Raw genomic sequence first — 14,174 nt, forward strand, 5'->3', positions numbered from 1 at the left:
CTGGTGGTCGCCGTCCCGGCGCACGACGAGGCCGACACCCTGCCTCACGCGCTGAGAGCCGTCCGGGCCGCCGAGCGGCACGCGCGCGCCCGGCTGCGGGACGTACCGCCGCTGACCCTGGTGGTCACCGCCGACGCCTGCACCGACGCGACCGAGGCGGTGGCCCGCACGGCAGGCGCCGAGGTGGTGCGGACCGGCCACCGGTCGGCCGGAGCGGCCCGGGCGGAGGCCGTCGCGCACGGCCTTCGGAGTGCGGCCACCCCCGCCGCGCACACCTGGATCGCCTCGACCGACGCCGACAGCCGGGTCCCCGTCGACTGGATCGCCCACCAGCTGACCTGTGCCCGCGCCGGCTGGGACTGCGTGCTGGGCACGGTCCGCCTCGCCCCGGCCCGCTCGCTGGAGGAAGCGGTCGTACGGGACCTGCACCGGACGTACTACTTCGCCGGGCGACCGGACGGGACCGGGCCTGACGGGACCGGGCCCGACTGGGTTCATCCGCACGTCCACGGCGCCAACTTCGGCGTCCGGGCGGACGCCTACGCGCGCGCCGGGGGCTTCCCGCCCGTACCGCTCGGCGAGGACCGGGCGCTGGCCCGCGCCCTCGGTGACGGCGGTGCGCGGGTGCTGCGGACCAACGCCTGCGCCGTCGAGACCTCGGGCCGGCTGACGCCCCGCGCCCCGTACGGGTTCGGCGCGTTCCTGCGCACGCTCCGCGCCGGGGCGACCACCGGGGGCGCGAGTGCCGCGAGGGGCGAGGGAGGTTTGCAGGAGCACTTCGCGGTCACACGAACCCATGACCCTGAAGTCGAGCACAGCAAGGTGGGAGTGATCATGGCTGCCGATGAGAAGACCCAGGCCAAGGTGGAGCAGACCAAGGGCAAGGTCAAGGAGACGGCCGGCCGCGCCGTGGGCAACGAGCGGATGACCGCCGAGGGCCGCGCGGACCAGGCCAAGGGCGACGCCCGTCAGGCCAAGGAGAAGACGAAGGACGCCTTCAAGCACTGAGCGGCCCCGGACACACCCTCAGGGCTGTCCTCTTCGCGGACAGGCCCGGGCCCCGGTGACAGCACCTCGCTGTCACCGGGGCCCGGGCCTCTTCCGTGCCGTCGAGGGCCTCGGACGCTACCGAGCGCTCAGCGACAGCGCGCCCGTGGGCGTCAGGGAGACGGCGCCCGCCGGGACCGGCGAGGTGCCGGGCGTGGAGGTCGCGGGGGCGGGTGCGGTCGAGGTCGCCGGGGCCGTGGACGCCGGGCTCGTGGACGCGGGGGTGGAGGCCGCCGGGGCGTCGGCGTTCGCCGGGAGCTCCCGGGTGCGGTCGGCCGGACGGAAGTCCGGGTTGGTGACGCAGCCCAGGTTCTCGTAGATGTCCACGTTGGTCTGCGGGTTCTTGCCGGCCCAGTGGTACTGGCAGGCTCCCTCGACGAACCTGCCCCGGATGCCGCCGGGGAAGTCGATCTCCTTGTTCCACAGGTACTGCGACTGGATGCCGGTCATCCGCGCGGTGGCGTTGACGTCGATCCCGCCCGGCGCCTGGATGGCGTACACCCAGCCGTCCTTGCCGCCTCCGGTGGCGAAGCCCTGCGCCACCCAGCGGTCGCAACTGGTGCTCACGTGCGCGGAGTTCTGGCCGCCACCGCCGATGATCCACTGCGAGAGCGGGGTCAGTACGGCTCCCAGCGGAGTGAAGCCGCTCCGGAAGATCGCGCGGGGGTCCGGGCGGGTGTCCCCGCGCCAGAGCGTGTTGTCGTCGTGGCGCCAGTACCAGCCCTCGCTGATCGCGGCCGTGTCCACGTCGGCCCGCAGCGCGCGGTTCGTCGTCGTCCGCTCCCAGTCCGAGGACCGGTAACCGCCGGTGGGTCCGCAGGGGCCGGTGTCCCGGATCTGTTCCGGGGTCCCCGGCCACGGGTCGGTGTCGGCGCTCGCCGAGGTGGCGAAGGTCAGCGAGGTGACGACGAAGGTGGCGGCGGAGGCGATCCGCAGCGCGGTCTTGAACATGGTCGGGGCAGCCCCTCGGTCGGTGTGTACGGCCCACGTTCCCCGGGCCCGTCAGACGCGGCGCAGGTCGTGTCGGACGTGGCGCAGGTCGTGTAGGACGTGGCGCAGGTCCTGTCCGAAACGGCCTAGCCCGTACGCACCGGTGGGTCGCGGGGCGACCGCGCCGGCCACCCGTCGGCACCACAGGGTTCACCCGCCCGGCGCAGGCCGGCGCGAGATTTTTGAGGGGGAGGGCGACGGACGCCCGGGCCGCCGCGTCCGGGGTCTCCCCGGCTCGCGGGGTCCCTTACGCGCTCCGGACCTCCGCCGCGTCGGGTCGCGGCACGAGCCGGTGGGCGATATCGCGGGCCACCCGGGCGATCTCCTCGTCGGAGACCTCCAGCCCCCGCGAGGCGAGCAGGGCGAGGTTCACGCTGAGGAGGGCGGACCGCAGCCGCAGCTTCTCCTCCACCGTGGCGTCGGGGCCGCCCATGACCTCGCTCAGCTCGGCGAACTTCTCGATGGCGCCGCCCTTGTCGGGGCGCAGATCGTGGATCACGCGGTGGTTGGCGGTGGCGAACCGGATGGCGGGCATGCCCTCGGCGATGAAGACGTCGACCATCCGGTCCACGATCCGGGTGGCGAGATCCGGGCCTGCGGGCTGTTCCCTGGCCCACTCCACCAGGGCGTCGACCGCCTCCAGGTAGGTGGTGAAGAGCGAGAGGACGATGTCCTCCTTGCTCTTGAAGTGGTAGTAAAGGGCAGCCTTGGTGATGTTCAGCCGTTCGGCGATCTCCCGCAGTGAGGTCGCGTCGTATCCCTGCGCGGTGAAGAGTTCCAGGGCCACCTTGCGGATCTCGGCCCGCGTGTCGACGCCCCGTCGGCGTCCTGCGGCTGTCATGGCTGTGCGGTTCCTTTCGCCCCGGGCGTCTCCGCGCGGGAGCGCCCTGCGTCGATCGTGGTCCCCGCGTCCCTCTTTGCCAACTTACCGTACGGCAAGTAATCTACTGACCGACCGGTAAGTGGATTCCGGGATCAGTTTGCCCTACCGCCGAGCCGATGACACCGCTGTCGTCCCGCGCCGGGGCCCTGCCGCCAGAGTTTCGGGTCCGTCGAGCGACCCACCTTCCTTGACCGAAAGGCATGCGCCGTGACGCAGACCTCCCCCGCACCGGCCGACGCCGGGGCGACCCCGGAACCACCACGCTTCACCCACCGCGAGATCATGGTCACGATGAGCGGTCTGGTCATCGCGATGCTGCTCGCGATGCTGGACAACATGATCGTGGCGCCCGCGCTGCCCACGATCGTCGGAGACCTCGGCGGCCTCAAGCACCTCGCCTGGGTGACCACCGGTTACATCCTCGCCTCCACCGTCGCCACCCCGATCTGGGGCAAGCTCGGTGACCTGCTGGGCCGCCGGAGCACCTTCATCACCTCCATCGTGATCTTCCTCGCCGGCTCCGCGCTCTGCGGTCTCTCCCAGAACATGGGTGAACTCATCGGCTTCCGCGCCCTCCAGGGCCTCGGCGCCGGTGGCCTCATGGTCGGCGTGATGGCGGTGCTGGCCGAGATCGTGCCGCCCCGCGACCGCAGCAAGTACCAGGGCGTGATGATGGCGGTCATGCCCGTCGCCATGATCGGCGGCCCGCTCGCCGGTGGCTTCATCACCGACAACCTGAACTGGCGCTGGGCCTTCTACGTCAACCTGCCGCTGGGCGTCATCGCCCTGTTCGTCTGCTGGTTCGTCCTCGCCAAGCTCCCGCGCAAGTCCGCCGCCAAGGTCCGCATCGACTGGACCGGCACCGCGCTGCTGAGCGTCTGGATCACCACCCTGGTCCTGATCACCAGCTGGGGCGGCAGCGAGTACGACTGGGCCTCGGGCATGATCCTCGGCCTCATCGCGGTCACCGTGATCGCCTTCGTCGCGTTCGTCCTCGTCGAGCGCCGGGCGGTGGAGCCGATCATGCCGCTGTCGGTCTTCGCCGACCGCAACTTCAGCCTCGCCGGTGCCCTCAGCTTCATCGTCGGCTTCGCCATGTTCGGCGGGATCACCCTGCTGCCGCAGTTCCAGCAGTACGTCCAGGGCTCCTCCGCCACCAACAGCGGTCTGCTCCTCATGCCGATGATGCTCGCCGCGATGGTGCTCTCGCTCGTCGGCGGCACCTACATCAGCAAGACCGGCAAGTACCGTCCGCTGCCCATCGTGGGCACGGTCTTCCTGACCGCCGGGCTCGTCCTCTTCGCCACCATGGGGCCCGACACCTCCCGCTTCACCACCGGGCTGTACATGGTGGTGCTCGGCCTCGGCATGGGCGGCCTGATGCAGACCACCATGCTCATCGCCCAGAACAGCGCCCCGCTGCGCGACATCGGCGCCGCCACCGGCGCGGCCACCTTCCTGCGCAACATGGGCGGCTCGCTCGGCGTCTCCCTGCTCGGCACCCTCTACGCCGGCAAGCTCACCGACTCCTTCACCGCGGCCGGTGCGCAGGCCGCGGGAGGCGCCGACGCCGGTTCCTCGGTCTCCAGCATGACCCCCGAAGCGCTGCGGTCCCTGCCCGCCGCCGTCCAGCACGCCTTCGCCCAGGCGGTCAGCGACGGCGTCGACACCGCTTTCGCCTGGGCCGCCGGCGCTGCGGCCATCGGCATCGTCGTCGCCCTCTTCGTCCGCCAGGTGCCGCTGCGCGGCTTCACCGGCGGCGAGGAGAAGAAGGCGGAAGCGGTGGCGGCACCCGTCCCGGCGGTCGCCGAGTGACCTGCTGACCCACAAGCCCACCGGCTCGTGAAGGTGCCCTGTACGGACGTTCCGTACAGGGCACCTTCACGAGCCGGGGCCCTCACGGCAGCGTGGCCTCCAGCAGCCTCAGCTCCGTCGTCAGGTTCTGCCGCGCCCTGGCCTCCCATTCCTTCGCCCCGTACGGCGTACGGAAGAGCACCGGCAGCCCCAGCAGTTGCCGCAGCACCCCGGACCGGCCCTCGCGGAAGAGGTCGTCCGGCACGAAGCCGTACTCCTCGCGGACCTGGGCGGCGTAGCGCGCGTACTCCTCGGGGCCCGCCGCCAGGATCGCCAGGTCGGCGTCGCACAGCACCTCGCCGTCCCGGTCGCCCTCCGCCGGGTCGTGCGTCACGGTGAGCCGGACCAGCCTCGCCACCTCGGCGGTCGCCCTTTCCGGAACCCCCGCCTCGGGCAGCGCCCGTTCGGCGAGGGCGGCGGAGCGCTCCTCGTTCTCGGAGCGGTCGGGCCGGTAGACCGCGTCGTGGAACCAGGCGGCCAGCCGGACGAGCTCCGGCGCCCCGGCGTGCGCCGCGAGGACGTCGATCCCGTCCAGGACCGCCGTCAGATGGGCGGTGGTGTGGTACTTCCGCTGCGGTTCGGCCCACCGCTCCAGCAGGTTCTCGGCGTACGGGAGCGGATCGGGGCCCGCCTCGCCGCCCCGGGCGGCCACGAGCGCCTCCCGCCAGCGGATGCGGAGGTCGGGGGTGTGCGCGGTGTCGTCGGACATGCGGGAACTCTAAGGTGTGCCGGGCGTCGCGGAACCGGTCGAGATCCGTCGGACACGCCCTCGAGCCGTTCCCGGATGCCTTCGGTCCGGGGTCCGAACGGGGGAGCGCACTGCGCAAGTGCTTCCGGTATGCGGCGAACCTCCGTGAGGGGTCGTTGGCCGGGGACTTCTCACATGATCGTCTCGGCGCGTGCACACTCGCCACGCGCTCGTACTCGCGTCCGCATTCGCCCTGGCCCTCGTGGGCCCCCTCGCCACCAGCGCGGCTTCCGCGCCCACGCCGCCCGACCCGGAACCCGCGCCGCTGATCCGTGCGGGGGACCCCATCCCCGGCCGGTACGTCGTCACCCTCGACCCGCTCGTGGACGCGGCCAAGACCGCGCAGAAGCTGGGCCTCGCACCGACCTTCACGTACAGCAAGGCGCTCAACGGCTTCGCCGTCCCCCTCACCCCGGCCCAGCTGACGACCCTCCGCAACACCCCCGGCGTGACCTCGGTGGAGGAGGACGCGACCAACTCCGTGCCCTCCTCCGAATCGGTCCCCGCGTACCAGCCGGTCCCCGCCCGGAAGGCGGCCCCCACGCCGAGGACCGCCTCCGCCCGCCTCGCACCGGCCTCCACCTGGGGCCTCGACCGCATCGACCAGCGGAACCTGCCGCTCGACGGCGAGTTCACCACCGGCGGCGACGGTGCCGGAGTGACCGCCTACATCCTCGACTCGGGCATCGACTACCAGCACACCGAGTTCGGCGGGGCCGGCGGCACCCGTGCCTCCTTCGGCTTCGACGCCGTGGGCGACGGCCGTCGCGGCGCGGACTGCTACGGCCACGGCACGCACGTCGCGGGCACCGTGGGGGGCAGCACGTACGGTGTCGCCCCCGCGGCGAGCCTGGTCAGCGTCCGCGTCCTGAACTGCAACGGGCAGGGCTCCAGCTCCGGGCTGATCGCCGGCCTGGACTGGGTCGCCCAGAACGCCGTGCGGCCCGCGGTCCTCAACGGCTCGCTGGGCGGCGGCAAGTCCCAGGCGGTCAACCGCGCCACGACCGCGCTGTCCACCGCAGGAATCCTGTCCGTCGTCGCGGCGGGCAACGACTCCAGGAACGCCTGCGACGTCTCGCCCGCCTCCGCCGACGGAGCTCTGACCGTCGCGGCCTCCACCGAGGACGACGAGCAGGCGTCCTTCTCCAATCGGGGCGAGTGCGTCGAGCTCTACGCCCCCGGCCAGGACATCCTCTCGGCCCGGATCGGCGGCGGCTCGGTCACCATGAGCGGCACCTCGATGGCGGCCCCCCACGCCACCGGCCTCGCCGCCCTCTACAAGCAGGCCCACCCCGACGCGGCCTCCGCCGACGTCGCCGCCTGGATCGACGAGGTGTCCACCAGGGACGTCCTGACGAACGTCAGCCCGGGCACCCCCAACCACCTCCTCTTCACCGACGGCCTGTAGACCGCCGGAACCGCGTCCCGACCGCCCCGGCCCCGAGACCCCGGTGCCGGGGCGGCGGCGCGCCGAGGACTGTCCCGCACTTCCTGGCGGGTGCGCGACGACAACTACGGCACCCCGCCGCGTTGTCGGAACGTCCCGCCCCATCCGGTGTGCGGACGCTCCTCCGCCTTGCGGTGCACCGCGTCCGACGCCCCGCACGGATCACCACGCATCGCGGACAGCCCTTAACGTGATCCCGTGACCATGGACCTCAACGCCGATCTCGGCGAAGGCTTCGGCCGTTGGACGCTCACCGACGACGACGCGTTGCTCTCCTGCGTGACCAGCGCCAACGTGGCCTGCGGCTTCCACGCGGGCGACCCGGCGGTGATGCGCCGCGTCTGCGAGGGCGCGGCGGCCCGGGGCGTGACGATCGGCGCGCAGGTGTCCTACCGCGACCTGGCGGGCTTCGGACGCCGCTCGATGGACGTCCCGGCGGCCGAACTCACCGCCGAGATCGCCTACCAGATCGGCGCGTTGCGGGTCTTCGCCGAGGCGGCGGGCTCCCGCGTCGCATACGTCAAACCGCACGGCGCGCTCTACAACCGGGCGGTCCACGACGGTGCGCAGGCGCACGCGGTGGTCCAGGGGGTACTGCTGGCCGGCGGGGACCTCCCGGTCCTCGGGCTGCCCGGTTCCCGGCTGCTCGCCCACGCCCGCGAGGCCGGACTACCCGCCGTGGAGGAGGCGTTCGCCGACCGCGCGTACACCCCTGCGGGCACCCTGGTGCCGCGCGGTGAGCCGGGCGCGGTCGTGGAGGACCCGGACGAGGTGGTGCGCCGCGCGGTCCGGATGACGGTGGACCGGACGGTCGTCGCCGCCGACGGCAGCACCGTCCCCGTCGCCGCCCGCTCCCTCTGCCTGCACGGCGACACCCCCGGCGCGGCGGCGCTCGCCCGGCGGGTGCGGGCCGCGCTGGAGGAGGCGGGCGTCGACGTCCGGGCGTTCGCGTGAGCGGCGTCGCCCCCGGGGTCGGCGCCCCGCGGGTGCTGCCGGTCGGGCGGGACGCGCTGCTGGTCGAACTCGGCTCCGGGGAGGCCGCCGAGGCGTTCCACGCCGAGGTGCTGCGCCGCCGCGACCGGGGCGAACTGCCGCCGGTGCGCGAGATCGTCCCCGGCGCGCGCACGGTCCTGCTCGACGGGATCGGCGAACCGGGCGGACGGGCCGCCGGGACAGCCGGAGTCGACCACTTCGCGCGCGAGCTGGCCGGCTGGACCGTGCAGCCGCTGCGCCGCGCGGACGGACCCGCCGTGCAGATCCCGGTCGTCTACGACGGCCCGGACCTGGCCGAGGTCGCCGCGCTCTGGGGCGTACCGCCCGGGGAGGTGGCCGCCGTCCACTCCGGTACGGCGTTCCGCGTCGCGTTCTGCGGGTTCGCCCCCGGCTTCGGCTACCTCACCGGACTCCCCGAGCACCTGCACGTACCCCGGCGGGCTACCCCGCGCACCCGGGTCCCGGCCGGGGCGCTCGCGCTGGCCGGTCCGTACACCGGGGTCTACCCGCGCGCCTCGCCCGGCGGCTGGCGGCTCATCGGGCGGATGCCTGACCCGGACCGGCTCTGGGACCCCGCCCGCGACCCGGCCGCGCTGCTGGTCCCGGGGGCGTGGGTGCGGTTCGTGCCGGTGGACCCCACGAGCGCCCCCACGAGCGTGGAGGAGCGGGCGTGAGCGGGCTGTTGCGGGTGGTACGGGCCGGGGCGCTGACCACCGTCCAGGACGCCGGGCGCACCGGCTGGGCGCACCTCGGCGTCCCCAGGGCCGGGGCGCTCGACGCGCCCGCGCACCGGCTCGCCAACCGGCTGGTGGGCAACGATCCCGCCGCCGCCGTACTGGAGACCACCGCCACCGGCTGCGCCGTCCGCCCCGACCGGACCGTGGTCGCGGTGGTCGGCGGCGCGGTCTGCCGGGTCACGGTCGACGGACGCCCGGCCGCCTGGGGCGCCCCCGTGCGGGTCCCGGCGGGGGCGGTACTGGAGGCGGGCCCCGCGCTCAGCGGTCTCCGCGGCTACCTGGCGTTCGCGGGCGGCCTGGAGCCGGACGCGGTCCTCGGCAGCCGTTCGGCCGACCTGCTCTCCGGGCTCGGCCCGCCCCCGCTGCGCGACGGGGACACCCTTCCGCTCGGCGAACCGCCCGCCGGCGGCCCGGCGCTCCCGGACGCCGCGCCCTGGGCGGCGGCACCCGCCGCGCCCGGCGGTCTCGTGCTGCCGGTCCGCCAGGGGCCCCGGCACGACTGGTTCACCGAAGGCGCCCTGCGTACCCTGACCACGGCCGCGTACCGCGTCTCCTCCGCGAGCAACCGCGTCGGGCTGCGCACCGAGGGCCCCGCGCTGGAACGGGCCGCCGGCGTCGGTGGGGGCACCGGCGGCGAACTCCCCAGCGAGGGCATGGTGCTCGGCGCGGTCCAGGTCCCGCCGGACGGCCGGCCGGTGGTGTTCCTGCACGACCACCCGACGACCGGCGGCTACCCGGTCGTCGGGGTCGTCCCGGTCCACGCCCTCGCGGCGGCGGCCCAGGCGGTCCCGGGGACCCCGATCCGGTTCGTACGCGTATGAGGTGACCAGGCGCGACCCGGTCACCCGCAAGGACCCCGGAGGGCTGCGCGCCCGCGCGATCGATCGTAGGCTTGGATATTGGCCTAGACCTCTTGACGCCGATCCGGACCGGTCCGATCCGGTCCGACGGGCGTCATCCCGAGAAGTGGGGACACATGAGCAACCGCGCAGTCCTGGAGGTGATCGCGCTCGACGCCCAGGACGCGGTCGCGGCCCAGGCCGGTGGAGCCGACCGGCTCGAACTGGTCACCGACATGGCCGCCGACGGCCTGACCCCGGCCCGGGAGACCTTCGCCGCCATCAGGGCGGCCGTCGACATCCCGCTGCGCGTGATGCTCCGGCAGGAGGACGGGTTCGCCACCGGTGACATCGACCGCCTCCTCGGGCGGCTCGGCGAGCTGCGGGAAGCGGGCGCCGACCAGTTCGTCTTCGGGTTCCTGGACCGGGAGGGCCACGCCGACCTCGTCGCCGTGGAACGGATCGTGGCCGAGCTGGACGGCTGCCCGTGGACGTTCCACCGCGCGATCGACCGGGCCACCGACCGGGGTTCGCTGCGTAAGCAGCTCGCGGACCTGCCCGGCCTCGACACGTACCTGACGGCGGGCGCGGCGACCGGTGTCGACGACGGCGTGCCGACCCTGCTCGACGAGGCCGCCCGCTCGGACGAACCCGGCTACGAGCCGCAGATCCTCGTCGGCGGCGGCCTCCGCCTCGACCACCTGCCGAGCCTGCGGGCCGCCGGACTCGACGCCTTCCACATCGGTGGCGCCGCCCGCCCGCACGGCTGGACCGGCCCGGTGGACGAGGCTGCCGTACGCACCTGGCGCGAGGCCGTCGACGCGTAGGCACCCGGGCAGGCGGTGTCTGCGAGGGGGCGACCCGGCGCGGACACCGCCCGCGGTCCCTCAGGCGGCCAGCGCCCCGGGCAGCGGGGCCGCGTGCACGACGGTGAGGCCGGACACCGCGCGGGTCAGTGCCACGTACAGCCGGCGCAGTCCGGTGCGCTCGTCGGGCTCGCCGTCGACCACGGCCGCCGGTTCGTCCAGCACCACGTAGTCGTACTCCAGGCCCTTCGCCAGCGAAGCCGGGACCAGCGTCAGCCGGGACGCGGCGCTCGTCTCCTCGCCCGGCGACAGCACGGCGTGCCCGGCCGCCGCCAGCGCCTCGGCCAGCGCGGGGACCCGGGCGTCGGCGGCGATCAGCCCGATCGAACCCTCCTGCTCCAGCGCCTCCTCGCAGGCGGCGACCGCCGCCGCGACCAGTGCCCCGGCGTCGCCCACCGGACGAACCGCCAGCGAACCGGGCGACTCCCGCACCGACTCGACCGGCGCGAGGCCGGGGGCGATCGAGGGCAGCAGCCGGGAGGCGTACGCGATCACCTCGCGCGGCACACGGAACCCCGCCGTCAGCTCCTCCACGTGCGCGTCCCGCTTGCCCAGGTGACCGAGCGCGTCCGCCCAGCTCCGCGTCGACCAGGGCGTGGTGCCCTGCGCGAGGTCGCCCAGGACGGTCGCCGAACCCGTCGAACAGCGGCGCCCCACCGCCCGGTACTGCATCGGGGAGAGGTCCTGCGCCTCGTCGAGCACCACATGGCCGAGCGAGTGCGTACGCTCCACCAGGTCACGGGCCTCGTCGATCAGCACCGCGTCCGCCGTCGACCACTTCGCCGACTTCACGCTGCGGGCCGGCTTCGTCCAGAGCACCGCCTTCCGCTCGTCCTCGGTGAGCAGCCCCTCCGCGTGCGCGGCCAGGAACTCCGGGTCGGAGAGCAGCCGCAGCACCAGCTTCGCCGGATCGACGGCGGGCCAGACCGCCTTGACCGCCGCCTTCACGGCGGGCGTACGGGCCACCGCGTTCTGCACCCGGTCGTCCGGCGCCTCCCCTGCCTCCTCCATCCGGACCAGCACCCGGTGCGCGATCCGCTGCGGCAGCGCCTCGTGCGCGGCGCCGTACCGCATGTCGCGGGCGAGCAGCTCATCGACCAGCTCCTCCACCTCGTACGCCGGGACCCGCCAGCGGCGCGAACCGCGCACCACCACGACCTCCTCGGTGGGCGGGGTGACGTGCGAGCGGATCGCCCGCCGCAGCACCTCGGCCATCCGCGCGTCGCCCTTCACGAGGGCGGCGGACGCCTCGTCGGTGCCGCGCACCTCGACGTCCCTGGTGACCAGGTCCTCCACGGTCGCCTGCTGCACCTCCATCTCACCGAGGGCGGGCAGCACCTGCTCGATGTAGTGGAGGAACGACCGGTTGGGCCCGATGACGAGCGTGCCGGTGCGCGCCAGCCGGTCCCGGTGCGCGTACAGCAGGTACGCGACACGGTGCAGGCCCACCGCCGTCTTTCCGGTGCCGGGGCCACCCTGCACACAGATCGTGCCGCCCAGCTCACTACGGACGATCTCGTCCTGCTCCGGCTGGATCGTCGCGACGATGTCCCGCATCGGACCGACGCGCGGCCGTTCGATCTCGGCCTGGAGCAGCTTGCTGGTGGTGCCGGACCCGGCGCCCGCCGCCTCGGCGGGCGTGGTCAGGTCCTCGTCCTCGTACGCGGTCAGTTCGCCGCCGGTGTAGCCGAAGCGGCGGCGCAGCCCCACGTCCTGCGGGTCCAGGCGGGACGCCTGGTAGAACGCCTGCGAGACCGGCGCACGCCAGTCGATGACCATCGGGTCGCCGTGGGCGTCGTGGACGTGCCGCCGGCCGATGTAGAACCGCTCGCCCTCCGCGCCCTCGGCGAGCTCGCCGCCGACGGGGTGCTCGAAGTCGAGGCGGCCGAAGAAGAGCGGGGTGTGCGAGAGGTCGGCGAGCGCCTTGATGCGCTCGTCGATCTGCGCCTGGAGCACGGCGGCGTTCACCCAGTTGGCGGTGACGTCGCGGATGTCGAGGGCCTGGACGTCCTCGCGCATGACGCGCAGGGCCGTCCGGGACGCGGCGAGGTGTCCCCGCTCGCGGGCCAGCGGATCGGCGGGGGGATCGGTGGGGGAGTCACTTTCTGCGGTGTGCGGCGCGGACACGGGGTATGGCCTCCGGCAGTTCGACGCAGGGCGACGGCCGCACGGCGCTGAGGGGCGCACGGCCGGGTCCCGGTGGGCGGATCACGAGCGGTACGCGCGGTGGCGCGCGTACCGGCCGCGCACGCGGTGGCGCGCACGGCAGTCGGCCGGTTTCCGTCCGGTCGGCGGCACTCCCCCGGCTGCCGGCGGTCGAGGCCGGTACCACGGTGCGGGAGGGCGGGGCAGACCGGCGATTGTATCCACGCTCCGGGGCCCGGACGAACCGGATGGGTTCTCCGGGGCCGGCACGGAGGCGTCGGTCGTTTTCGGGCCCGCACGGAGGCGGTGCTGCGGGCCGGGGGCGGCCCGGACGGCCTCCTGGCCCGTACGCGGGTGGCAGGAGCACCCTGGAAGACATGAGCACCGCGATCCTGAACCCCCGCAGGACCGGCCCCGCGCACGGCGCGACCGCGGCCACCGGTCACCTCCGGCCCCACCCCCTCGGCGACGCCCTGCGCGCCGTCCGCGTGTACGTCACCACCGCCCTGGACGTCGCCGTCCGGGGGGAGTACGCCGTCGGCTCCGGCATCCGCCGCGCACGGTGAGTACGGGCGCGCCCCCGGGATGAGTACGGACCCGGAGTTATCGGCTCCGGTTCTGCGGTGGGCTGGGCGTATGCCCTACCGCCGCAGCCGTCCCCGTACCGCTGTCCGTACCGCCGTCGCCGCCGCCCCTGGATCCGTCGCGCTCCGGCCCGGCCGGGGTGCCCCGTGCGCCCCGCGCCGCGTCCCCGCCGTCCGCCGGCTCGGGTCGGCCCTGACCGGTTCCGGTCCCGCACCGCGCTGGGCCGTGCCCGCCGTCGCCACCGCCCTGCTCCCGCACCTGGTACCCGTGGTGACGGGCCTGATGTGGGTCGCCCTGCTCGCCGGTGCCGACTGCGGGGAGGCGTGCGAGCCCGCCGTGCGCGGCCCGCTGAACGTGGTGACCCTCGGCTACTCCCTCAGCTTCACCGTGACGCCGGCCGCGCTCGCCCTCTGCTGGCTGCTGGCGATCCGCCGCTCGTGGTCCGCGGCCCGCTGGATCGCCGCCGGGCTCGCGTACGTACCACCGGCGATGATCACCCTGGGCGTCATGCTGCTGTTCGTGCCGCGGCCTTGACCGCGCTCACGGCCTCGCGCGGAGCAGTCAATATCTTCACCGACCTCGTGGGCCCGTCTGAAAACGAAGGACCTGAAACTCGCCCACGAACGCTGACGTGTCTGCAGGAAGCGGTGGCCATCCGGAGGGTTCAGGCGGTGCGGAATTTCGGTTTCTACGCCCCTCTGCTGAACACGGCGCTCAGCGCTCTGTGGACGCATCAAGCGAAAAAGGGGCCGCTCGCGCAGGTGATATCCACGGCCGAGGAGAAGGTTCGCCTCCTCCGAGAACTGGCCCAATTCAGTGAGGCTCTCTTCGGCGGGCAACGGGAAGGGGCCGAGCGGGCACTGCGCGACCTGAAGCGGGCCGAAGCGCAGGAAGCAGGGAGAAGCGCTGAAGGCGACGGGCCCGCGTGATTCCGTCGACGGCGGTGCAGCGAGCCGTGCGCCCTTCGACGGGCTGTGCGGCCTTCACGGCTTTCGACGAGGAGGGCCCTGCCTCTTCCCCGCGGGGGGAAGCGGCAGGGC

The 14,174-nt window shown here is 74.0% G+C and carries 14 protein-coding genes and 1 pseudogene; 11 read left to right on the plus strand and 4 right to left on the minus strand.

Annotation, left to right across the window (positions count from 1 at the left end):
* Positions 1-3 precede the first annotated feature (3 nt).
* Positions 4-408, plus strand: a pseudogene (locus tag OHT52_RS16880) (glycosyltransferase); the annotation flags it as partial.
* A gap of 426 nt (positions 409-834) precedes the next feature.
* Complete coding sequence (locus OHT52_RS16885; protein WP_328723772.1) at positions 835-1,008, plus strand: CsbD family protein; 174 nt, start codon at positions 835-837, stop codon at positions 1,006-1,008.
* Between the two features lie 117 nt (positions 1,009-1,125).
* Here the strand turns inward: OHT52_RS16885 and OHT52_RS16890 are convergent, their stop codons facing one another.
* Positions 1,126-1,998: a scabin-related ADP-ribosyltransferase gene (locus tag OHT52_RS16890; protein ID WP_328721045.1), complete on the minus strand. Its 873-nt coding sequence runs from the start codon at positions 1,996-1,998 to the stop codon at positions 1,126-1,128.
* Positions 1,999-2,284: 286 nt separating this feature from the next.
* Complete coding sequence (locus OHT52_RS16895; RefSeq protein WP_328721046.1) at positions 2,285-2,878, minus strand: TetR/AcrR family transcriptional regulator; 594 nt, start codon at positions 2,876-2,878, stop codon at positions 2,285-2,287.
* Positions 2,879-3,202: 324 nt separating this feature from the next.
* Here OHT52_RS16895 and OHT52_RS16900 point away from each other — a divergent pair, with 324 nt between their 5' ends.
* Positions 3,203-4,735, plus strand: coding sequence for an MDR family MFS transporter (locus OHT52_RS16900; protein WP_443046797.1), 1,533 nt, complete (start codon positions 3,203-3,205; stop codon positions 4,733-4,735).
* 82 nt (positions 4,736-4,817) lie between these two features.
* On the opposite strand, the gene OHT52_RS16905 is transcribed toward OHT52_RS16900, so the two are convergent.
* Positions 4,818-5,483, minus strand: coding sequence for an HD domain-containing protein (locus tag OHT52_RS16905; protein WP_328721048.1), 666 nt, complete (start codon positions 5,481-5,483; stop codon positions 4,818-4,820).
* A 190-nt stretch (positions 5,484-5,673) separates the two neighbouring features.
* Here OHT52_RS16905 and OHT52_RS16910 point away from each other — a divergent pair, with 190 nt between their 5' ends.
* The 5 genes from OHT52_RS16910 to OHT52_RS16930 all read left to right on the plus strand — a co-directional run bounded on the left by OHT52_RS16910 (position 5,674) and on the right by OHT52_RS16930 (position 10,365).
* Complete coding sequence (locus OHT52_RS16910; RefSeq protein WP_328721049.1) at positions 5,674-6,930, plus strand: S8 family peptidase; 1,257 nt, start codon at positions 5,674-5,676, stop codon at positions 6,928-6,930.
* A gap of 243 nt (positions 6,931-7,173) precedes the next feature.
* Positions 7,174-7,923, plus strand: coding sequence for a LamB/YcsF family protein (locus tag OHT52_RS16915; RefSeq protein ID WP_328723773.1), 750 nt, complete (start codon positions 7,174-7,176; stop codon positions 7,921-7,923).
* A complete protein-coding gene (locus OHT52_RS16920) occupies positions 7,920-8,636 on the plus strand; it encodes a 5-oxoprolinase subunit B family protein (RefSeq protein ID WP_328721050.1) in 717 nt (238 codons plus the stop codon). Before OHT52_RS16915 ends, OHT52_RS16920 begins: the two co-directional genes overlap by 4 nt.
* Positions 8,633-9,520: a biotin-dependent carboxyltransferase family protein gene (locus tag OHT52_RS16925; RefSeq protein ID WP_328721051.1), complete on the plus strand. Its 888-nt coding sequence runs from the start codon at positions 8,633-8,635 to the stop codon at positions 9,518-9,520. The genes OHT52_RS16920 and OHT52_RS16925 overlap by 4 nt, the downstream gene beginning before the upstream one ends.
* A gap of 155 nt (positions 9,521-9,675) precedes the next feature.
* Positions 9,676-10,365: a copper homeostasis protein CutC gene (locus OHT52_RS16930; RefSeq protein WP_328721052.1), complete on the plus strand. Its 690-nt coding sequence runs from the start codon at positions 9,676-9,678 to the stop codon at positions 10,363-10,365.
* 60 nt (positions 10,366-10,425) lie between these two features.
* On the opposite strand, the gene OHT52_RS16935 is transcribed toward OHT52_RS16930, so the two are convergent.
* On the minus strand, positions 10,426-12,531 hold the full coding sequence (locus tag OHT52_RS16935) for a HelD family protein (protein WP_328721053.1): 2,106 nt from the start codon (positions 12,529-12,531) through the stop codon (positions 10,426-10,428).
* Between the two features lie 395 nt (positions 12,532-12,926).
* Between OHT52_RS16935 and OHT52_RS16940 the strand changes: the two genes are divergently transcribed.
* From OHT52_RS16940 to OHT52_RS16950, 3 genes are all read left to right on the plus strand, one after another.
* Positions 12,927-13,115: a hypothetical protein gene (locus OHT52_RS16940; protein WP_328721054.1), complete on the plus strand. Its 189-nt coding sequence runs from the start codon at positions 12,927-12,929 to the stop codon at positions 13,113-13,115.
* Positions 13,116-13,185: 70 nt separating this feature from the next.
* Positions 13,186-13,668 carry a hypothetical protein gene (locus tag OHT52_RS16945; protein ID WP_328721055.1) on the plus strand — a complete coding sequence of 161 codons (483 nt, stop codon included), beginning with the start codon at positions 13,186-13,188 and terminating at the stop codon, positions 13,666-13,668.
* Positions 13,665-14,063 (plus strand): hypothetical protein, encoded by a 399-nt coding sequence (locus OHT52_RS16950; protein WP_328721056.1) that lies wholly within the window; start codon positions 13,665-13,667, stop codon positions 14,061-14,063. The genes OHT52_RS16945 and OHT52_RS16950 overlap by 4 nt, the downstream gene beginning before the upstream one ends.
* The last annotated feature ends 111 nt before the right edge of the window (positions 14,064-14,174 follow it).

The sequence above is a fragment of the Streptomyces sp. NBC_00247 genome (genome assembly GCF_036188265.1).
Lineage (GTDB): Bacteria > Actinomycetota > Actinomycetes > Streptomycetales > Streptomycetaceae > Streptomyces.